At 37.9% G+C, this 22242-nt stretch carries 22 protein-coding genes and 1 other annotated feature; of the genes, 1 reads left to right on the top strand and 21 read right to left on the bottom strand.

Features of this window, described 5'->3' with window-relative positions:
- Positions 1-22: 22 nt before the first annotated feature.
- On the bottom strand, positions 23-358 hold the full coding sequence (locus NV349_RS04660) for a DUF485 domain-containing protein (protein WP_036125161.1): 336 nt from the start codon (positions 356-358) through the stop codon (positions 23-25).
- 203 nt (positions 359-561) lie between these two features.
- Between NV349_RS04660 and NV349_RS04655 the strand changes: the two genes are divergently transcribed.
- The gene (locus tag NV349_RS04655) at positions 562-1758 is read left to right on the top strand and encodes a helix-turn-helix transcriptional regulator (RefSeq protein ID WP_271912488.1); all 1197 of its coding nucleotides are present in this window, start codon (positions 562-564) and stop codon (positions 1756-1758) included.
- 104 nt (positions 1759-1862) lie between these two features.
- Here the strand turns inward: NV349_RS04655 and ileS are convergent, their stop codons facing one another.
- The 20 genes from ileS to NV349_RS04555 form a co-directional block, all read right to left on the bottom strand.
- Positions 1863-4631 (bottom strand): isoleucine--tRNA ligase, encoded by a 2769-nt coding sequence (gene ileS / locus NV349_RS04650; RefSeq protein WP_249645912.1) that lies wholly within the window; start codon positions 4629-4631, stop codon positions 1863-1865.
- A 111-nt stretch (positions 4632-4742) separates the two neighbouring features.
- Positions 4743-4966 (bottom strand) — a binding site (T-box leader).
- 96 nt (positions 4967-5062) lie between these two features.
- Positions 5063-5587 carry a DivIVA domain-containing protein gene (locus NV349_RS04645; protein WP_036125171.1) on the bottom strand — a complete coding sequence of 175 codons (525 nt, stop codon included), beginning with the start codon at positions 5585-5587 and terminating at the stop codon, positions 5063-5065.
- A gap of 95 nt (positions 5588-5682) precedes the next feature.
- Entirely contained in the window at positions 5683-6471 is a 789-nt protein-coding gene (locus NV349_RS04640) for a YlmH family RNA-binding protein (protein ID WP_058843471.1), read from the bottom strand.
- Between the two features lie 273 nt (positions 6472-6744).
- Positions 6745-7026: a YggT family protein gene (locus tag NV349_RS04635; RefSeq protein ID WP_058843470.1), complete on the bottom strand. Its 282-nt coding sequence runs from the start codon at positions 7024-7026 to the stop codon at positions 6745-6747.
- Between the two features lie 20 nt (positions 7027-7046).
- Positions 7047-7544: a cell division protein SepF gene (locus NV349_RS04630; RefSeq protein WP_036125175.1), complete on the bottom strand. Its 498-nt coding sequence runs from the start codon at positions 7542-7544 to the stop codon at positions 7047-7049.
- Entirely contained in the window at positions 7528-8232 is a 705-nt protein-coding gene (locus tag NV349_RS04625; protein ID WP_305791377.1) for a YggS family pyridoxal phosphate-dependent enzyme, read from the bottom strand. Before NV349_RS04625 ends, NV349_RS04630 begins: the two co-directional genes overlap by 17 nt.
- A gap of 118 nt (positions 8233-8350) precedes the next feature.
- A complete protein-coding gene (locus tag NV349_RS04620) occupies positions 8351-8593 on the bottom strand; it encodes a PRC-barrel domain-containing protein (RefSeq protein ID WP_230593885.1) in 243 nt (80 codons plus the stop codon).
- 128 nt (positions 8594-8721) lie between these two features.
- Positions 8722-9495, bottom strand: coding sequence for an RNA polymerase sporulation sigma factor SigG (sigG, locus tag NV349_RS04615; protein ID WP_004227313.1), 774 nt, complete (start codon positions 9493-9495; stop codon positions 8722-8724).
- A 114-nt stretch (positions 9496-9609) separates the two neighbouring features.
- Positions 9610-10317: an RNA polymerase sporulation sigma factor SigE gene (gene sigE / locus NV349_RS04610; RefSeq protein WP_009373518.1), complete on the bottom strand. Its 708-nt coding sequence runs from the start codon at positions 10315-10317 to the stop codon at positions 9610-9612.
- Between the two features lie 13 nt (positions 10318-10330).
- A complete protein-coding gene (locus tag NV349_RS04605; protein WP_036125177.1) occupies positions 10331-11164 on the bottom strand; it encodes a sigma-E processing peptidase SpoIIGA in 834 nt (277 codons plus the stop codon).
- 191 nt (positions 11165-11355) lie between these two features.
- Positions 11356-12513, bottom strand: a complete 1158-nt coding sequence (gene ftsZ, locus NV349_RS04600) for a cell division protein FtsZ (RefSeq protein ID WP_058843469.1) — start codon at positions 12511-12513, stop codon at positions 11356-11358.
- 53 nt (positions 12514-12566) lie between these two features.
- Entirely contained in the window at positions 12567-13850 is a 1284-nt protein-coding gene (gene ftsA / locus NV349_RS04595; RefSeq protein WP_036125235.1) for a cell division protein FtsA, read from the bottom strand.
- 95 nt (positions 13851-13945) lie between these two features.
- The gene (locus NV349_RS04590) at positions 13946-14317 is read right to left on the bottom strand and encodes a small basic family protein (RefSeq protein ID WP_036125237.1); all 372 of its coding nucleotides are present in this window, start codon (positions 14315-14317) and stop codon (positions 13946-13948) included.
- Positions 14318-14320: 3 nt separating this feature from the next.
- Positions 14321-15040, bottom strand: a complete 720-nt coding sequence (locus NV349_RS04585) for a DUF881 domain-containing protein (protein ID WP_058843468.1) — start codon at positions 15038-15040, stop codon at positions 14321-14323.
- A gap of 121 nt (positions 15041-15161) precedes the next feature.
- Positions 15162-15887 (bottom strand): DUF881 domain-containing protein, encoded by a 726-nt coding sequence (locus NV349_RS04580; protein ID WP_036125243.1) that lies wholly within the window; start codon positions 15885-15887, stop codon positions 15162-15164.
- Positions 15868-16698 carry a cell division protein FtsQ/DivIB gene (locus tag NV349_RS04575; RefSeq protein WP_036125245.1) on the bottom strand — a complete coding sequence of 277 codons (831 nt, stop codon included), beginning with the start codon at positions 16696-16698 and terminating at the stop codon, positions 15868-15870. The genes NV349_RS04580 and NV349_RS04575 overlap by 20 nt, the downstream gene beginning before the upstream one ends.
- A gap of 20 nt (positions 16699-16718) precedes the next feature.
- Entirely contained in the window at positions 16719-17798 is a 1080-nt protein-coding gene (gene ftsW / locus NV349_RS04570) for a putative lipid II flippase FtsW (protein ID WP_058843467.1), read from the bottom strand.
- Between the two features lie 40 nt (positions 17799-17838).
- Entirely contained in the window at positions 17839-19188 is a 1350-nt protein-coding gene (gene murD / locus NV349_RS04565; RefSeq protein WP_036125250.1) for a UDP-N-acetylmuramoyl-L-alanine--D-glutamate ligase, read from the bottom strand.
- Positions 19188-20159 (bottom strand): phospho-N-acetylmuramoyl-pentapeptide-transferase, encoded by a 972-nt coding sequence (gene mraY / locus NV349_RS04560; RefSeq protein WP_036125252.1) that lies wholly within the window; start codon positions 20157-20159, stop codon positions 19188-19190. The genes murD and mraY overlap by 1 nt, the downstream gene beginning before the upstream one ends.
- 125 nt (positions 20160-20284) lie before the next feature.
- A complete protein-coding gene (locus tag NV349_RS04555; RefSeq protein ID WP_036125256.1) occupies positions 20285-22201 on the bottom strand; it encodes a stage V sporulation protein D in 1917 nt (638 codons plus the stop codon).
- Between the last annotated feature and the right edge of the window lie 41 nt (positions 22202-22242).

Raw genomic sequence — 22242 nt, 5'->3', positions numbered from 1 at the left:
AACACTTCCCCCTTTGTTTCACCTACTTATTTGCTATATCGTATTTTTTTAAACGCTTCTCATACATGGCCGTATGCACATACGCAATAATAAAAGCCATAGCCATCATGACAATCGTTGTCACAAACCATGTGACTGTCATACCGCCCCATATTTTCTTGAATGCAAATGCTGGAGCAAACCAATTCATAACAGGAATACTAAAAATCAAAATAAAGTAAAATACCGTTAAGCCTAAACCTGTTGTAAATTCATCCTTCATAATTTTATTTGTTGTTGCATCTAGAGGCGGTAGATCTTTCACATCAATTGTTCCTGCCTCCACGTAGTCATAATCATGACTGCCTACTTCCGCCATAAGCTAACTCCCCCTTTGTCATATCAGCGAATAATTATCTGAAATTTCAAATTATTATGCACTACAATTATTTTATTCTATTTCAACCACAATATAGATATAAAATTTTGCTGTATTAGTACAAATAATTGCTATTTTAAGTTAAAATATTTTTATCTTTTCATTCGTAGGAGGCTGGTAGCATTTTAAAGGTGGTATGGTATATGGAAAGCTCATTTGATAAACAGCAAATGAGTGAATGGTTAAAAGAGGTTTTACCAAATGCTTTGGAGGAGTGTAAAGTGCCTAAGCGAGAAGATGAGGTCATTATTGTCTATGAGGTCAATCGGTTATTTGATTGGGTGAAGATTAATCGATTAAAAAGAAATTATCCTAATAGTATAATTGTCCCAATTGTTACAGAACACCTCACCTACTCGACTGGTATAGCAATTGAATTAGTTTTACCTGCACTTCTCATAAAACCATTACAGAAATCAAAATTTTTACGAATCGTAAAAAAACTGTACACATCCTATCAGGACAAGAAAGCAAGTACACTCACAATGCTTGAGCTATCACAACAAGTGTCCCAGCATCATACCTCTCCGTTCAGAGAAGCATTTTTGAAACGTCTTATACGTGGCGAAATTGATAATGAACAAGAAATCATTCAATCTGCATCATTTTTATCAACAAATTGTATTCCTAATATTGTGTTCTTAATTCAGGGCTATATCGATAGTGATGCTATTCCTCATGACGCAAGCAGTAACATTACAAATGTTTTTCGTCAGCATTTTGCCAATAAAGCACCCTTATCTTTTTTACATTTCGAACGCTACTTATTACTTCTCATGAGAATTCCGACTGAGTATAACTCTTTTAAACATTGGACAGTAGGCGAATCATGTCTATTGGAGGTCATCGAGACACTTAAAAAGGACTATTGTATCCATCTTTTCATGGGGGTTGGAGGAGTGTTTCAGGACGCAATGCACGTAAAGGAGTCCTATAGTCAAGCACGAAAAGCACGTAGAAAACCACCTATAGATAATATTCATATCAGATATTATGAAGATTTAACAAAGCATGTGCAGCTTCAAAAGGCCATTCATTATATTGAAGAACATTATGATGAGCAATTGACCGTTCGTGATGTTGCAAAATATATAAGCTTTAGTCCCACACATTTTAGCAGGCTATTTAAAAAAGAGACTGGTCGTAATTTCGTTGACTATGTTGCCTTTACACGCATCATCAAGAGCTTACCCTTTCTACGGAAGTACGACTATACCGTAGAAAAGATCTCCTCCACCTGTGGCTTTAATACACCTAATTACTATAGTTTAACCTTTAAAAAATATGTAGGAATCTCTCCAACGGACTATCGCAATACGACAGAAATTTTATTTAAATAATCTAACAAGAATCTGCAAAACCTCCATGAAAAAAAGCAAGCCCCCATCAAGGAGACTTGCGTATGATCTACAATAGAAATGCAGATTCTTATTATTCATTTCCGTTAAACGTAATATTTTTCTACAACTTCTGCACAGCGCGCACAAACTGTAGGATGTGCCTCATTTGCACCAATTGTTTCAGAAATTGACCAGCAACGCTCACATTTCTCCCCTGTTGCCTTCTCAACTACAATGGATACATGTTCAAGTGCTAAAGCTTCAGCAGGCGCCTCATCAATAGTAGCTACTTCAAAAGCAGAAACGATTGAAAGCTGTGCAAAGTCAATGTTCACATCATTCAATAAGGCTACAACATCCTCTTTGGCATATACTGTTACTTTTGCTTCTAGTGATTTACCTATTGTTTTAGCATTACGAGCTTCCTCTAATGCTTTTAAGATATCGTCACGTACATCAATAATATTTTCCCATTTTGTACGTAGGCTTTCAAAATTCTCTTGAACATCTACCTCTGGGAAGTCCGTTAATTGAACAGAAACTTCCTCTACAATACCTTGGGCATGTAGATAAGACCACATTTCATCTGTTGTATGAGGGATGATTGGTGTCATGATTTTAACCAATGTCATTAATGTATCGTAAATAACTGTTTGCATCGCTCGACGATCTTTATTGTCGTGACCTTCGATATAGACAACATCTTTTGCAATATCTAAATAGAATGAAGATAACTCGACTGCGACAAAATTATTGACGATGTGATAAACAGCAGCGAAATCATAACGATCATATGCTGCACGAACAGTTTGTAAGACATCCTGTAAACGCATATAGACATATTGATCCATCTCACGAAGCTCTGCATAGGCAACACGATCTTTCTTTGGATCGAAATCAGCGATATTGCCATGTAAGAAACGAAATGTATTACGAATTTTACGGTACACCTCTGATACTTGCTTTAACATATCCATCGAAATTCGTACATCCGCTGTATAGTCAACAGAAGCAACCCATAGACGAAGAATATCTGCTCCATACTGATCCATTACTTTTTGTGGAATGATCACATTTCCTAATGATTTACTCATTTTACGTCCTTCACCATCAAGAACAAAACCATGTGTTAATAGTCCTTTATATGGTGCATAGCCATTAATAGCAACAGATGTAATAAGAGATGAGTTAAACCAACCACGATGCTGGTCAGAGCCTTCTAAGTATAAATCAGCTGGATATTTCATGCCGCGCTCTACAAGTACACCTTGGTGGGATGAACCTGAATCGAACCAGACGTCCATAATATCATTTTCTTTTGTGAATTCGCCGTTCGGGCTACCTGGATGTGTAAAGCCCTCTGGTAATAATTCTTTTGCTGTTTTTTGGAACCAAATATTGGATCCATGCTCACGGAATAATGCTGAGATATGGCTAATTGTTTCAGGTGTAATAATTGGCTCTCCGTTTTCTGCGTAGAAAATTGGAATCGGCACACCCCAAGCACGTTGACGTGAAATAACCCAATCTCCACGATCACGAATCATATTATAAAGACGAGTTTCTCCCCAAGCTGGTGTAAATGCTGTAGCTTTTACAGCTTCTAACAACTCACCACGGAATGCTTCAACAGAGGCAAACCATTGTGGTGTCGCACGATAAATAACAGGTTTTTTCGTACGCCAGTCATGTGGATAAGAGTGCGTAAAGAAGTCAAGTTTTTCTAATGCATCTACTTCTTTTAGTTTTTCTGTTACAAGTTTGTTGGCATCATTATAAAACACGCCTTCAAAACCAGGTGCTTCATCTGTATAACAGCCGCTATTATCAAGAGGGCTAAGAATGCCTAAACCATATTGTTTACCAATATGATAATCGTCTTCCCCGTGTCCAGGAGCTGTATGAACACAACCTGTACCCGCTTCAGCAGTTACGTGTTCTCCTACCATAATAAGAGATTCACGATCATAAAATGGATGCTGCGCTACAAGACGATCAAGTGCTTCCCCTTTTACTTCTTGAACAACCTCATAGTCTTCCCATCCAAGGGCATTCGCTACTGATGTTAATAATTCTTTGGCAATGATGAATTTTTTATTAGCTACAGCAACTACAACATACATAAATTCAGGATTTAAAGAAATGCCTAAGTTTGCTGGTAATGTCCAAGGTGTTGTTGTCCAAATAATAAATTTAGCATCTGTTGGTACAATGCCTTTCGCATCTTTAATAGCAAAGCTAACATAGATTGATGGTGATTTGATGTCCTTATATTCAATTTCAGCTTCTGCTAAAGCAGACTCAGAAGATGGTGACCAATAAACTGGTTTTAAGCCTTTATAAATGTAACCCTTTTCAGCCATTTTACCGAACACTTCAATTTGACGTGCTTCAAATTCAGGCTTTAATGTAATATAAGGGTTTTCCCAATCACCACGAATGCCTAGACGACGGAATTGGGCACGTTGATTATCAATTTGCTCATATGCATACTCTTCACAAAGTTGGCGGAATGCTGCTACTGACATTTCTTTACGCTTTACACCTTTGTTTGTCAGTGCTTGTTCAATTGGTAGACCGTGCGTATCCCAGCCTGGAATATAATTCACATGGTAGCCAGTCATTGAACGATGACGTGTAATCATATCCTTCAATACTTTATTTAAGGCATGGCCGATGTGGATATCACCATTTGCATAGGGAGGACCATCATGTAGAACATATTCTGGACGATCGGCAGTACGTTCCATCTGTAATTTGTTAATATCCATGTCATTCCATTTTTCTTGCGTTTTTGGCTCATTCGCCGGTAGATTCCCACGCATTGGGAAATCTGTTTTTGGCATTAATAACGTATCTTTGTATTCAACCATTAAAATTCCTCCTTTATTTTACCCAAGCATATAGACAATTACTTCTAGGACAGTTATTGGCAAACGCAACTCAAACAATTCGCGAACAAATAAAAAAAGCCCTCAATCCCACTAAGGGACGAGAAGCTTCTACTCGCGGTACCACCCTACTTGTAGCACAAAAATATTGCACTACCTCTTTCAAGCACGTTAACGTCGTGCATCACGAAATAACCTACTTTTTTCAGCTATTTAGCTCAGAAGTGATGTTCAATGTTAGTTGCATGTTTGGGCTCTCACTGTCCCCAAATCGCTTAACTACGCCTAACAAATACTGTCTTCGTCTCTGCCTGTATGCATATCTTTTCAAAATAATTACTATTACAAAGTATATGAAATTCAAACAATGGCGTCAAGTTTCATTTGTCGAGTGCAACCATTAAAAAGAAAAGTTACATCTCTTCAGATTCTTGTGCTTCCTCAACAGATGCTTGAATTTCTGTTAAATCAATATCATATTGAAGCAAATGATCCCAGTCATCAGCATTAAGCAAATCAAGCTGTGCCTCAACAAGCATCTTGAAACGATTACGGAATACTTTAGATTGTTTTTTAAGCTCATCAATTTCAATCGTCACCTTACGAGCTTTTGTTAAAGCATCATTGACAATTCGATCAGCATTTTTCTCAGCCTCTTTTACAATGAGTTTAGCCTCTTTTTGTGAATTTCTTCGCACTTCATCAGCCGCTTCTTGTGCAACAACAATGGACTTCTGCAAAGTTTCTTCTAAGGAGCTAAAATGCCTCGCCTGTTCTAAGGCCATCTCTAATTGCTTATCAACCTCTTTTTTTTCACGTAACAAAATTTCGTAGTCTTTAATGATTTGGTCTAAAAATTCATTTACTTCATCTTCAGCATAACCTCTGAAAGCTTTTGTAAACTCCTTATTATGTATATCAATAGGTGATAATGGCATACAATCCTTCTCTCCTTTACATGTACATTCGTAATTTCTATTATACAATTGTTCCGACAACTTAGCAGTAAAAATTAATGAAATTTACTTCACTTTCAGCTTTTTTGGGCCAATCGACCGATTTGCAGACGGATTTTATCCTTTTTTGTACGGCCTTCTGTCATAATAATTTTCACACGACCGCTCCCTCGTATCGATAAAATATCCCCTTCTTGTAATTCAAAGGCAACTGTATCTCGCTCTGTCCAATTGACACGTACTTTATTCCCAGTAATCAAAGCTTGTGCCTTTTGACGTGACACATTTAAAATGGTAGCGATAATCACATCTAAACGCATGGATGAAACAGTATGAGATTCCTCAAACCACTCATCCTCATTGAAGAGAAGTGGCTCGTCTTGCTTTAAAGATTCAACATGTACCTTGACTTTACCAATACCCGTTAAATGCAAACGAACATAATCTGCTACCTCTTGTGCTACTACAAATTGCACCTGCTGCTCATTGACACGTATATCACCAAATTTACCACGATTCAAGCCTAATGATAACAAGGCCCCTAACACATCTGGATGCCGGAGCTGGACAAATTTCATAGGATAGTGAATTGTAAATACTGTCAGCTGAAAGTCTTCCTCCATAACTTCATAGTAAGCAGGATAAATAAGCATACGCTGTCTCTCTGCCCCGTCAAATAACCCTGCACATGCCGTTTTCAATGTGTCGTCCTGTCCGATAATAGATGTCACGATAAAACGCTGTCTGGGATCAAGAAAATCTGTTAGCTTAGGTGCATAGCGATCCTCTACCTCACGCTGCCAACTTATTACTTGTTCAATAAACGGTTGTTCATCTTTTCGAAAATGCTGAATTAAGTGTTCCATCTCGTTGTCTCCTCTTTCACTAGTTCTATATGCTTGGTGGGCTGGATGAACATAGTATTTCCAAGTTATGACGTCTTTGCATCATTGAGTATAATTTTTTTACATTTACTTGAAAAGCTCTTTTTTCCACTGGGGCAGTCTCATTATACAAGGATATTTGAACAGCCGTTAAACAAACCTTTATCACCCTCTATTTTTTTGAACCACCGTTGCTCTTTCCGTACAAAAACATTGCTAAATAAAAAATCCCCACCTAAGAGTGAGGATTTACTGCTAAACGAACATAAGAAATATTTTCTGGATGACTATAACAAGCCCTCGTTCAATAAAATTCAACATGAAGATAGCCACAATTGGTGAAATATCAATCATTCCAAGTGGTGGAATGAACTTTCTGAAAATCCCTAAATACGGCTCACACACTTTTTCAAGCATACGTCCAATGGCTGAATTTTGAGCGGCAGGCACCCAAGACATTAAAATATAGCCAATTAGCATAAATGAATAGATTCTAAATGCTAATGATACATAACCAAGTATTATAAAAAAAGTCATATAAACTACAATCCTCGCTATTAATTATCGTCTAAAATAAAGTTTGTAATTTCACCAGTCACTTCTACATTATCTGGCGTACAAAGGAAGATATCTTTACCGATACGTTGGATATCCCCGGCAAGTGCATAGACTGTACCACTTAAAAAATCAATAATGCGTTTACCTTGCTCTCGTTCAATACGTTGTAAATTGACGATTGCAGCACGCTTATTTTTTAAATGCTCCGCGATATCTTGTGCTTCTGCATAAACTCTAGGCTCAATTAAAACAACTTTTGCTCCCTTAGAGCTCATAGCTGCCTGCAAGCTTACAATGTTGTTAGGCGTTGCTGAACTTTGCGGCATAATTTCTTGAATAGGCGCCCTACGCTCTTTAATCGTTTTTTTAGGCTTTACGGAATGAATCGGTTGCTGTTGTTGTATGGGCTGTTGCTGCTGAATAGGAGCTTGCGTGATTTCTTCTTCTAGTTCTTCTTCAAGGTAAAAGAAGTTTTTAATTTTATTTTTCATGCTCATCCTGTTCCCCTCTTTCATTTCCAACAAGAGCCGTTCCGACTCGAACAAAAGTAGCCCCTTCCTCTACCGCAATTTCAAAGTCATTAGACATGCCCATTGATAACTCGGTACAAGGTGCATGTGCGAATCCTTGCTCGGCTATTTGCTGTTGACATTGTTTTAATTGCTTGAAAACAGAGCGAATGATTGCTTCGTCTTCTGTATTTGGTGCCATGGTCATTAAACCTACAACTTGAATCTTTGTAAAACTCTTTAACGCTTCTACAAAAGGCAAAACTTCTTCGATACTTAAGCCATGTTTTGATTCTTCACCCGAAACATTTACTTGTACAAAACATTTAACTGGCCGATCTGCTCTTTTTTCAATTTCTTCTGCTAGACTCAAACGATCTAAGGAGTGTAAATAATCAATGCTGTTAATGACTTGTTTTACTTTACGTGTTTGAAGTGACCCGATATAATGCCAATGTACTTCAGCGTGAATCTCTGCAATTTTACGTTGCAGGCCTTCAGGTCTATTTTCTCCTAAATGAGAGAGTCCTGCATCAATTGCTTCTTGTGTTCTTTCAACAGAAACTTCTTTCGTTACGGCAATTATTTGGACTTTATCACCCTGACGATTGCCTTTTTTTTCTGCTGCTGTTATTAAATCATGTAGTTTGTTTAAATTTGTTAAGATTTTTGTCACTGTTTTTCCCAACTTTACAACAATAGTTTCTTTTATTGTAACAAGCAATGCTTGATTTATCAATGAATAGCCTGACCTATGTCAGTTTACATTCACCACAATTTTATTAACATATGCCTTAGGAAAGTGCTTTAACTAAAATAACATCCTTGCCAACGACAAGCACATCTTTCATATACACTTTTCTTACAGACTCTTCCCCTTTAAAAAAACCAAGATATTTACGAGGCTCTGCAATCAAAAATGCTGTCACATAGCCCGTTTCTTTTGAGACTTCAGCATCTATTACAAAACCTATAAATCGCCCATTTCCTGCTTCAATCACTTCTTTTTGCTGTAATAATGAAAAACGCAATGACATACCTCCTCTATTCTTTATTTTTGTACATTCATTTCTATCATCAAACTTAGCTGTTACTTTATATTTATGTATCACTTGTTCATTGAATGAAGATAAAATGCGCACCGAATAATCCGATGCGCATTTTTTTATTTGTAATCTTTTTGCATTGTTTCAATAGCATTTTTTTCAAGACGTGAAATTTGTGCTTGGGAAATCCCCAATTCCTTCGCGATTTCCGTTTGCGTTTCACCATAATAGAAACGTTTTGCAACGATCATTTGCTGACGTTCATCTAGCTTTTGCAAGCTTTCCTTTACTGACACGTAGGCAACCCATTGATCCTCTGATACATCATCATCACGTAATTGGTCCATCATATAAACAGCGTCTCCACCGTCTGAATAAATGGGCTCCTGTAATGAAACTGGATCTTGAATGGCATCTAAAGCGAATAAAACATCTTCTTTTTTCATGTCAATCATCTCAGCAATTTCTTCAATCGTTGGTTCACGCAAATTATCGGTTATCCATTGCTCTTTTGCCTGCATTGCCTTATAAGCTATATCTCTTAGAGAGCGCGATACACGCAATGCATGATGATCACGCAGATGGCGACGAATTTCACCAATAATCATTGGTACAGCATATGTCGAAAATCGTACATTATGCTTTAAATCAAAATGATCAATGGCTTTCATGAGCCCAATACAGCCCACTTGAAATAAATCATCTGCCTGTTCACCCCGATAGGCAAATCTACCGACAATACTAAGCACTAACCTTAAATTGCACATGACAAGCTCTTCTCTAATCTCAGTTTCTCCAGCTTGTAAACGGATGAAGAGTTCCTTCATTTCCTCGTGCTTTAAAATTGGCAAAGTCGATGTATCTAAGCCGCAAAGATCTACTTTTGTTCGCATATTCGATTCCTCCGGATGTTATTCTCTGACTAAACCGTGACATCAGTTTGTCCGAGAGAAACAAGAATATGCACAAAAGCTGCGACCAATTTTAGGCAGGTTAAATTTCCCTTTCTACGAAATTGGTTGATTTAAATTTTCACGTAAATCTTGAATAATTTTCTTTTCTAATCGGGAAATATATGATTGCGATATGCCTAAATGATCTGCCACTTCTTTTTGAGTCATTTCAACTTTTCCATTGAGACCAAAACGACATTCCATAATATACCGCTCTCGCGCACCTAATAAATTAATCGCATGGAACATATGCTGACGTTCAATTTTCTTCTCAACATTATCAAGAATAATATGCTCTTCTGTTCCTAAAATATCTGACAGTAATAATTCATTTCCATCTGCATCAGAATTTAGTGGTTCATCTAGTGAAACTTCACCCTTCATACGACTTGTTTTTCGTAAATGCATTAAAATTTCGTTTTCAATGCAACGTGATGCATATGTTGCAAGCTTAATATTTTTATCAGTATTGAACGTTTCAATCGCCTTAATTAAACCAATCGAGCCTATGCTGATTAAATCTTCTATTGGCGTGCCTGTGTTATCAAAACGTCTTGCAATATATACAACAAGACGTAAATTACGTTCAATTAGTGTGTCTCTAGCACGTAAATCACCGTTCATAAAGGATGCAATGACTGTAACTTCTTCTTCTCGACTTAATGGCACTGGCAATGAATCATTTCCCCCTATATAGTACGTTTCACGACTCCGAAACTTACTCCATAATTTTTTCAAGCTAGCAAGTAGCCTAAGAAGCAATAGTTCTCCCCCTCTATGAGTTATTTGAAAGCGCTGAAAAATGTAAAATTGCTGCTGTGCTATGTGGAAAATTTTTAGCTTTCTTGGTTAAAACGATATATTCATTCGTTTTCACTTGTGAGGGCTCCCCCTTTATATGCCACTCATCAAAACGAAAACCAAGCACTACGGTTTGCTGCTGTACCGTATTAACATGAATAAATCGTATATAACGCTGATAATCTTCTGAAAACATGGATACATTGTACGGATCTGTTTCTTGCCATTCTATTAATGATTGACGGAACGCTGAAGGTAAATGTGGCCGTAAAGCTGTATAGGAAACAAAATGAACCGGCTTTCCTGATAATGGCTCAATAGCTTGATTACCTGTATCCACAAAAGCAGAAAGTGGTATGGTTGCCCCAAAAATTTTTAAAGTTGTATCAAAAACAAATTGACCACTTAAGCGTTCTAGCTTTACAAAACCCCATTGCTTGTAGAATGCAATAAGATTTAAAACTGCAAGTAAAAAGCAAATCATAATAAAATGGGTAACAGAAAGATTTTTCAAAAAAGGTTGTAGAGCTGTTAATAAACCGCCAATAACGATTGTTGCTGTTAATACAATAGGACCTTGCTTCTGAAAACTTCGAATCTTGAAGTGAAATGCTATACCAATTAGCAATATAAAACTAAGAATCGTCGTCCACAGCATTTGACCGCCAATGACAGCTACAAAACTACTACAAATTGAACTCATTAATAATCTTGAATTCTTCACCAAGACCCCTGTTACTCTTGCCGTAAACGTGAGTATTGCTAGATTAAAAAGCGTATTAATGAGCACCAGCCATTCTCCATACATAACAGCCGCCTCCTACTTACAAAGTTAGCACGTTATTCCCACAAATATTGTCAAACAATCGCATCATTTCCTGAAAATGTTTTGACAAAATACATGGTTTCCTTACACATTTGAACAACATGTTATGCAATATAAAAAGCTCGTACCCTACCTAAGTAGAATACGAGCTTTCTAGAAGATTTATGCTTGTTTTATCCGCGATTTTTGCGGTTACGTAAAAATGCAGGTACTTCAAGCATGTCATCCTGTGCATAATGTTGCTGATTTTGACGTGGCTGCTCTTGTTGAACATGCGTTTCTTGTCGTTGTTCACGAATCGGCGCCTGTTGTTGTGGAGCAGATTGTCTGTTTATGTTGAGTGACGGTTTTGCTGTATTACGTTGTTGCTGTAGTGCTTCTTCAGTGAAGCCAGTCGCAATAACTGTAACAATGATTTCATCTTTAAGATTTTCATTAATAACAGAACCAAAAATCATATTTACTTCTTCATCTGACGCAGAAGCTACGATATCTGCCGCTTCTTGTACTTCAAATAAACTTAGATTTGAACCACCTGTAATGTTCATAAGGACACCTTTAGCACCATCAATTGACGATTCAAGCAATGGACTTGAAATTGCTTTCTTCGCAGCTTCAGAAGCTCTATTTTCGCCTGTTGCGATACCAATGCCCATTAATGCTGAACCTTTGTTAGACATAATTGTTTTCACGTCAGCAAAGTCTAAGTTAATAAGACCAGGTGTTGCAATTAAGTCCGAAATACCTTGTACACCCTGACGTAAAACATTATCAGCTTCTCTGAAGGCTTCTAACATTGGTGTTGATTTATCAACAATTTGTAAAAGCTTATCGTTCGGAATCACAATCAGTGTATCTACTGATTCCTTCATGCCACCAATTCCACCGATTGCTTGTGTTTGGCGCTTACGTCCTTCAAACGTAAATGGGCGTGTGACAACCCCTACTGTAAGGGCTCCCAATTCACGTGCAATTTGTGCAATAACTGGGGCTGCACCAGTACCTGTTCCGCCACCCATACCGGCTGTCACAAATACCATATCTGCCCCACGAAGAACTTCTTCTAGCTGTTCTCTGCTCTCTTCAGCAGCTTTTTTTCCTACTTCAGGATTTGCACCTGCACCTAGTCCACGCGTTAATTTAGCACCAATTTGTAGCTTTATTTCCGCTTTGGATAAGTTTAATGCCTGTGCATCTGTGTTCACTGCGATAAAGTCAACGCCTTGTACACCATGTTCTATCATTCGATTGACCGCGTTGTTACCGCCGCCACCAACACCTATGACCTTTATTACTGCAAGTTCATCAACACTTGTATCAAATTCTAACATCTCTTTTTCCTCCCACGGTAACTCGACTCTGTATCATTCATTACGCATTCTAGTTAATCAAAAAACTTATCAAATAATTTTTTTGCTTTCCCGATTACGCTTTCTTTTGGTTCTGAAGGTGTAGAATACTCTTGCTTTTTATTTATAGCTGGTTGAGCCCCTACAGCTGCATATTCAACAGGTTGCGTATTCGTACTCTTACCGTAAAAATCATCTTCTAAATAGGCGTAACGAATAAGTCCAACTGCCGTCGCAAATGAAGGCTCTCTAACGCCAATATAATCGGGTGTATAGATTCTTACACGCGTTTGTAGAATTTGACGTGCCAATTGGGCTATTCCTTCAAGCTTTGCAACGCCACCGGTTAAAACAACGCCACCTGGTAAATCTCGAACACCTAAACGCGCCAACTCATCAATCACTAACTCCAATAATTCTTCTAATCTAGCGCCAATAATTTCTGAAATATAACGCTGACTGTACTGATCAGTTGAATCTGTACCTACAACAGGCACTTCAAAGACTTCGTCATCAGATGCATCGTCATAAAAGGCATGTCCAAATTGGTGTTTGATCTGCTCTGCTTGTTCTGTTGGTGTTTTTAAAACGATTGAAATATCTTTCGTTATATGATCACCACCAACTGGTATGACACCCGTATGCGTTAACAAACCCTCTTCAAATACCGTGATTGTTGTAGATCCGCCTCCTAAGTCTATAAAGGCAGTCCCTTGGTTTTTTTCATCTTCAGTTAATGCAAAGTAGCCTGATGCTAATGGCTGCAAATATATTTCTCGTATACTTAAACCAGCTCGTTCTACACAGCGAAGAACGTTGTGTAGAAGCGTTTTGGAAGTCGTTATCATTGTTGCATCCATCTCAAGGCGGATGCCAATCATACCACGAGGATCTTTAATTTCATCAAGGTTGTCTACAATAAACTGTCTTGGAATGATGTTAACTAATTCACGTTCAGGAGGTATCGACATGACTTGTGCAGATTCTACCACTCTGTCTAAATCATCATCTGTAATTTCTCTATTTTCACTATTCACAGCGACAACACCTTTAACTAGCTGTAACATCGTCTGGTTAGCTGGAACGCCTAAAACGACTTCATGAATTTGATAACCTGTCATTCGTTCGGCTTGTTCTACTGCTTTTCGAATAGATTGTACTGTTGCATCAATATCAACAATTGCACCTTTTCGAACGCCATTCGATTTTACATTTCCGACGCCAATTACATGTAATTGCCCGTCACTCATTTCACCTATTAATACCTTGATAGAGGAGGACCCAATATCAAGTGAAATGTATAAATCTTGCTGATTCAATTCGCTGCACCTCCTTGAAAAATGCTCTTATTTTCATTCTATTGTAAATTTGGCATAATGTCTAAGCAAATCGAGTATTTTGGTCAATTTTTCTCTCATTCTATGGAAGTTCTTTTTCTCTTGTGACGTTTTTCATCTAAGCGGGTTAGTAATATACGCCTAATTATTGCTATATTTTGGAACAAACGTACTCCAAAAGCGAAAATGGCTGCTAAATACAAATCAATCCCTAAGTTCACGCCTATAAAGGCTAAACCCGCTGCTAGAACTATATTAAAAAAGAATCCTGATACAAATACTTTATCGTCGTAAACTTGCTGTAATTGCGCGCGAATACCACCAAATAATGTATCTAAAGCTGCTAAAACAGCTATTGACAGATAATTTTCATACATAGAGGGGATTTGTATATTTGTTAACAAGCCAAGGGCAAGTCCAAATAGCAAACCTAAAAATGGTAGCCACATATATTAATCTCCTTTTTTTACCTCTGCTAAATAATCATTTGTCAATGGCTGATCAAATGCTGGAATTTGTAACTGCTCAGTTGGCTCTTCAATCACTAAATTAAAATTATCTAAATAAAATGAGTCTACAAATGTTGAGGCTTGTAGTGAATTATACAATTTTTGTGCTGCTTTATAATTGCTTGTCCCAACATGAATCTCGAAAGTAGGGGAAGACAATGGTATACTATTCACTGTTGTCTTACCATTTATATCCCGAATGGCTGTTGTTTGTACAACACGGTTGCCATCAATGGAAACACTCGTAGCATCATTTTTAAAAAGCGTATTTAATAACTGAGTTAATAAATCGGGTGAAATTTCTTTAATTTCATACCCCATTTCAATTAATTCTGGTGCAGGTTCAACATGTAGTATGACGCCTGCCCCCATAACTTCTGTTAATCCTGCCTGTAGCTTTAAACGATTTAATGTTTCATTTAAAGCTGCTTGCTGATTTACTTTCTCAGATTGCTCATAGCGATCCACTACTTCATGAAGTGAGCGAATTTCTGCCAGTAATGCGGAATGTCTTTGTTTTTCTTGTGCTAATTCCTCTCTTATTGCCCAAATATCTCGTGTATCTCGCTCAGCTGGTTTTTGTATGGTATTGTATTGTACCGCTATCATCAAACCGATAATAAATAGCACGATCGTTATTCGGGTGTACATATTTCTTTTCAAAATAGCCCCTCCTAGACGTATCGCATGCCCCGCAGAATTCATATTTGAATTGTAAATACTACAATCGTCTATTTATCTGGAGGCTAAGTTAGACTTTAAGTAGGATCAATAAAGCTTGTCCTTAACTCTCTACTTTTACTTTTGGCATTGTCAGCTTTTGATTTTCTTCCAATGACACGATAATATTGTCATTTAATAGCTGATCCACCACACCACCATTTAAATTTAAAGAAGCCATTAAAGTTTCTGAATCACCTACTGCTTCTATCACAAATGGCGCTGGGTGCTGTGTCCCATCAATTGTTATCACTGGTCCATTACAGCGAATATAGGAATTAGCCATAACACGTTGTCCATTGATAGCAATGGCTTGAGCACCTGAAATTTTCAGTTCGTTCAACAATTTAAAAACATGGCTTTCATGAACGATATAATCATTTGGATTCAAAGATTTCGGATCATAGTCTCCATCTTGAAGAGTTACACGTATGCCTTTTCCCTCACTTTTTAGTTCACCAAGTAATAAACGTAAATCCTCTGCTTGTTCAACAAGCTTCTTATAATCCTTTTCATTTGAAGCAAATGATTTTTCATACTTTCGAATCTGTTCTTGTAAATTATTTAGCTCTTCTGTAAGCTCTTTATTGCGTTCTTGTTGAGTGATTAACTCCTCACGATAAGAGTCCTCTTGCTCAAAAAGCTCTGAATTAATAGTGCCTGCTTCCCGATTGTCTTTTGCTTGGTTGTATGAATAGCCTATGATAAATCCTGTTGTTACACAAACAATTAGTAATTCAAATTGTTTTCTAGAAAAAAAACTCCCTTTGCTATTCTTCTTGTTGTTCATCTTCCGTCACTTCCTGGTTAACCATTTCCCCATCTGCACTTGCTTCCAAGTCAATACTTATCTTGTTGTACTCCTCATTAAAAGGACGATAGTATGAACCGACCTCTAAATCGATCACACCTTTTTCTAAGTTGGCAATTTGCGCAACGATCGAGGGGTAGTAATCTAACTTTTCCGCCAGCGTCTGAATCACAGCACGTACTTCATAGCCATCATTCATATAAAGCTTGACCGCATTTGGATTCGCATCATTACTATTCGTGTTAACTTGAGAAATTAAAGCCAAAACTTCCGGCTTTAATTGCGCTAGCTGCTCAACAAGCTTATTAATGGTTTTTTCACCGGTTATCCCGATAAAAACAGGTGCATCAATTGGTGTATCATTACCAGTTTGTTCAAAGCGTTTGCCGTTTTCTAGCAAAGGATAGTAGGTGCCGTCTCCAGCTAAGTACGCAACCTTTTTCCATTCTTTTATTTCAATTGTAACGCCTTGTAGCCAGTTACGTTTAACATGTGCTTCTTTTACCCATTTATCCTTTAATAAAATCTGCTCAACATCTTCCACTTTGAAACCCCACATTGATTTACCTGGAACAAGGGTACTTGTCTCCAAATAATATTCGTCATTCGCTAGCTTAGCACCATGAACTGTGATTTTCTTGATATTGCTATATGGAGATTGAAAATAAAGGAGTACTGCTAACACAATAAAGAAAAGTAATATTAGCACTATAAATTTCCGGTTAGTACGCTTTTTTCGTCGCTTTTTAAGCGTAGGTATGCGATCTTCTATATCGATTACTTTCTCCAAAAAGTACTCCTCCTTTATATTTATTTCGCTAATTGATAAATAATACCTATTATTAACCACATTGTTACTAAAGATGTACCTCCGTAGCTAATAAAGGGCAATGTAACACCCGTTACTGGCACTAAACCTATTACGACAGCTATATTTAGAAATGCTTGCACCATCAACATCGTAACAAGCCCGATAATCGCATAATAGGATGTTCGATTTTTAGCCTGTACAGCAAATTTATAGCCTGCATAAATTGTCAGAACAAAGAGCGCTAAAATGACAAGGCCACCAATTAATCCGACTTCTTCTAAAATAATCGCGTAAATAAAATCATTTTGCGGTTCAGGTAAATAAAGGAATTTTTGACGACTTTGACCAAAACCATGACCGAATATCCCTGCTGGACCAATTGCCATTAAGGATTGCACTGCTTGGAATCCACTTACTAGGGGATCTGCCCATGGATCAAGAAATGCTTCTATACGCTTTAGACGATAGGGTGCTGTCGCAATGAGCCCTACCAATCCAGCAACACCAACTAGCATAATCATGGCGTACAGTTTTAGAGGATAGCCAGCGACAAAAAATAATAAAAACACAGAGACAACAAGAATAAATACTGAGCCGAAATCAGGCTGCAACATAATAAGGGCAACGGGTAGTAGAAGAATCGCCCCATGGCGCCAATTAACAATCGGTTTTCCTGTTTTATGTTGCGCTAATATATGACTCAAGTACACAATGACTGTAATTTTCGTTAGCTCTGCTGGCTGAATTGTTAATGGACCTAAACCAATCCAGCTTTGCGAGCCATTTCTCACAAGCCCAATACCTGGAATTAGTACGAGAACAAGTAAAATTAACGAAAATATATAGGCCATTTTCCAAAAGGACTGCTCTCTCAAAATATTTAATCGAATCGTGATTAAAAATACGATAATGGCTACCACAAAGTATATGCTTTGCTTCATATAAAACGGCATTTTTCCACTATAATGAACGGCACTCCAGTAGGTACCTGCAGAATAGACGAAAACAATGCCGATTATTGATAGCATCAAAGTTGTGACGAGCAATAAGTAACTTTCTTTACCTCTCAGTAATGCCATCCTTCCAAGTCAAGTATATTCTAAAATAGTTACAGGCTCATTACAGCTTCATTACAGCATCAATAAAAACATCTCCGCGTATTTCAAAGCTGTCATATTGATCCCAGCTTGCACATGCTGGAGATAGTAAGATAATATCTCCCTCTGCCGACATCGGTGCTGCATAGTGTACAGCGTCTTCTACATTTTGGGCAATGACTGTCTGTTGGACACCACACGACTTTGCAAATTCTACAAAGCGTAAGCCTGTTTCTCCAAATGCAACAACACCTTTTACATGCTGCATACAAGGGCGAAGTTCTTCAAAAGAATGTCCACGATCTAAGCCACCTGCGAGTAAAATAATAGGTGCTTGGAAAGCATCTAAAGCACTCTTTGTTGCTAAGCAGTTGGTTGCCTTAGAATCATTGTAAATCTTTCGACCATTCCATTCGCGAACGAATTGTGTACGGTGACGAACGCCACCAAAAGTCGCTAACACCTCTTCCATCTTCGCCTTGTCACAGCCAACTAAAATACAAGCTGCAACGGCTGCTAGGATGTTTTCTAAATTATGCTTGCCAGGCAGGGCGATATGAGCACGCTCCATATATGGCTCACCTTGCCAATAAATCGTTGTCTCATCTGCACTAATGCCGCTTGTAGTACGTCCCTTTGAACTGAATGGAACTTTTTGAGCATTCGATTGTGCTGCATATCCAACAACAATCGGTTGATCCGCATTATAAATAAAATAATCACTATCATCTTGATTACGTGTCACACCAAACTTTGCTCCAGCATAATTGTCAAATGTCCCATGATAATCAAGATGTGCATCATAAAGATTTGTTAAAATAGCGATTTTTGGCTTAAACGTTTTTATTCCCATCAATTGGAATGAAGACAATTCAGTTACAATGATGTCATCTTTATTAGCTTCTTTTGCGACACCACAGGCTACTGTCCCAATATTCCCCGCAATTAGAGGATTTTTACTCCCACTATTTAACATATCAAAAATTAAAGTTGTCGTTGTGGTTTTGCCATTTGATCCTGTTATACCAATAAATGGCGCATCGCTAATTAAATAAGCAAGCTCAATCTCTGTCCAGACAGGTATTTCACGACGAAGGGCATCAGCCACAATTCGATTGCTATATGGTATCCCAGGATTTTTGACTACTAATTCAAAGCCTTCATCTAGTAAATCTTCAGGATGACGACCACAAATCACTGTAATCCCCTTTTGTAATAAACCTTGTGCATCTGGACTTTCATCAAATGGTTTGGAATCATTGACGGTTACAAAGGCGCCAAGCTCATGTAAAATTTCAGCAGCGGCTACACCACTCTTTGCTAGACCTAACACAAGTACTTTTTTATGTTGTAAATCTGTATAGTTTTTCATTAGAACGCCTCCGATAAGACTGCAATCAATGCTACTGCTAGAGCAGTTGACCAGAAGACAAGCACGACTTTCCATTCTGACCAACCTGATAATTCAAAGTGATGGTGGATAGGACTCATTTTAAAAATACGCTTTTTGCGAAGCTTAAAGCTACCTACCTGTAAAATAACGGATAATGTTTCGATAACAAACACTAAACCAACTAGCAAAAGCAAGAATTCTTCCTTTACTAGCACAGATACCATCGCTAATGCCCCACCTAATGCTAACGAACCCGTATCTCCCATAAATACCTTGGCAGGATTGGCATTAAATAATAAAAATCCTAATAAAGCACCTGTTACAGCAAATGTAAATAGTGCAATATCCGCTTGATTTTGGAAGAGCGCAATAACGCCAAATGCTGCAAAGGCAATTGAAGCAGTGCCTGCCACTAGCCCGTCTAAACCATCCGTCAAATTTACGGCATTGGAGAAGCCTACTAGCCAGAAAATTAAAAAGGCTACATAGAATACCCCAAGATCTATTGTCCACTCAGTAAACGGAATAGCGAGCGTTGTATCAAATGATCCTACATACAGCAGGAAATAAGCAAGAATAGCAATAACAATTTGACCAATCAACTTCTGAAGAGAAGTTAAACCTAAATTTCTTTTAAATACAACTTTTAAACCATCATCCAATAAACCTATTAAACCAAACCCTGCTAATACTAATAAAAGTACTACGGTTTGTGTCGTTAATAAATCTAAAAAGCTACCTACACCAACAGTTGTAAGGACGATAGATATTAAAAAAATGATTCCTCCCATTGTTGGTGTACCAGCTTTTTTCATATGTGATTTTGGTCCCTCTTCACGAATACTTTGCCCAAACTTTAGACGACGAAGAAGTGGAATACTAATTGGTGCCAGGATAACTGTTACTATAAAAGCAAGAGCTAAAATGGTAAGTGTTGTTGCGAGTTTCATTGAAAAATCTCCTTTAAATCTTGTTTCACTTTCTTCTTTAAGAAAAAAGCATAAACTTTCATTTATTTATTACTACCCTTCATAATAATAGTGGTTCTTTCCCATTTTTTAAAGGTAAAGTTATTTTAGTTCTCCAAATATAAATGAATGGTACCATCTTGTTTGATAACACTATCCACTTCAGGTAATTGGTTACCAATTTTGGTCCCTTCCCCATGCCATTCTATGCGGAATGGATAAAATTGCTTGGCAATATCATCTTTTGTTTGACCAATAAAATTCGGTACCTTCACAGTAATTGGATCACCATAACGATAATCCTTTTCAAGCTGTTCCTTCGATTTTTCAATACCTACAAAAGGTGCAACATCCTCAATAATTTGCCCAACAATCGGTGCTGCTACAACACCGCCAAACTGTGTTGTCTTTTTCGGATTGTCAACAGCTACATAGACGACAATTTGCGGATTGTCTGCAGGCGCAAAGCCTATAAATGATACGATATATTCTCCACTTTTATAACGACCATTTTCAACCTTTTGTGCGGTTCCTGTTTTACCGCCAATTCGTAAGCCATCACGAAAGGCTTGTCGACCTGAACCATTCGCCACTACCGATTCTAATGCGCCTCGTACTTTGGCAGATGTCTCCTCACGAATCACCTGATTTTTAACAACTGGCTCCGTCTCTTGTATAACTTCCCCTGTATTCGGATTAAATACCTTTTTCACAACATATGGCGTATAGAGCTTGCCTCCATTGATTGCAGCAGCTACTGCCTGCACTTGTTGAATAGGTGTCACGGCTACCCCTTGCCCAAATGAAGTGGTGGCCTGCTCAACAGGTCCAAAGGCTTCCTTAGAAAATAAAATCCCTGAAGCTTCACCAGCAATATTAGATCCTGTCTTTTGACCAAAACCAAAATCTTTAATATATTGCAACAACCGCTCATTACCTAACCGCTGTCCTAATTCTATAAAACCTGGGTTACAGGAGTTTTCAACTACCTCTAAAAATGTTTCATGCCCATGCCCCTCACGCTTCCAACAGCGAAGCCTTGCACCAGCAACCATTGTATAGCCTGGGTCATAAAAAGTATCATGTTCTAAATCCACTAAATTTTCTTCCAAGGCTGCACTCAAGGTAATAATTTTAAAAGTTGAACCAGGCTCGTATGTCATCCATACAGGTAAATTTCGATTATAAATCGCAGGCTCTACTAATTGATATTCAGCTGGATGGAAAGTCGGATAGGAGGCTAATGCCAAAATTTCACCATTATTTGGATTCATAGCAATAGCCAATGCTTGGTCAGCTTCATAGCGCTTCATAGCTTGTGACAATTCACGCTCAACAACCTGCTGGACATCGACATCGATGGTTAACTCAATCGTTGCACCATCCTCTCCCGCTTTCCATGCACTCGAAACATTTGGTAAATTATTACCTTTTGCATCTGTAAAGAGGCGAATCGCAGAAGAATTAGCCTGCAATAATTTATCATATTCATATTCAATCCCAGCTAAGCCTTGAGCATCATAGCCAGTAAAGCCTAAAAATCGAGATAAGAGTGTGCCGTAAGGATAATCCCTAGAATAGTCCACACCACTGTATAATCCTTCAATTTGCATACCTTGTAATTCCACCGCTTTTTCATAGGGTATATTTTTCCCTTCCGGCGCTAACTTCACTAAATAGGCTTTTTTCTGCATTTTCTCTAGTAGCTTCTCTTTGTCTACTTCCAGAACTTGCGCAATTTTTTCTGCAGCCCCTTCAATATCCTTACTTTGTGAAGGCATGAAATACAAGGTTGGAGCTAGCTTATTGGTTACGATGCTTTCACCATCTCGATCTGTAATATGCCCACGTTCATTTGCAAATGGGATTTCTCGGTCCCAATTCTCCTCTGCCTTCGTTGTCAGTTCTTTTTGATCTAATACTTGCAAAAAGAGCAGTCTTACAATAATTGCCACAGCCACACACATAAACAACACATATAAAATACGTAAACGCTTTTTAGAATGGATAGAAATCCACTTCATTCGACATCACACCTTGTTTTTTACAACGTATGAAATAAAGT

The organism is Lysinibacillus sp. OF-1 (assembly GCF_028356935.1).
GTDB lineage: Bacteria > Bacillota > Bacilli > Bacillales_A > Planococcaceae > Lysinibacillus > Lysinibacillus fusiformis_D.
This window is presented reverse-complemented; position numbering and strand designations above follow the sequence as displayed.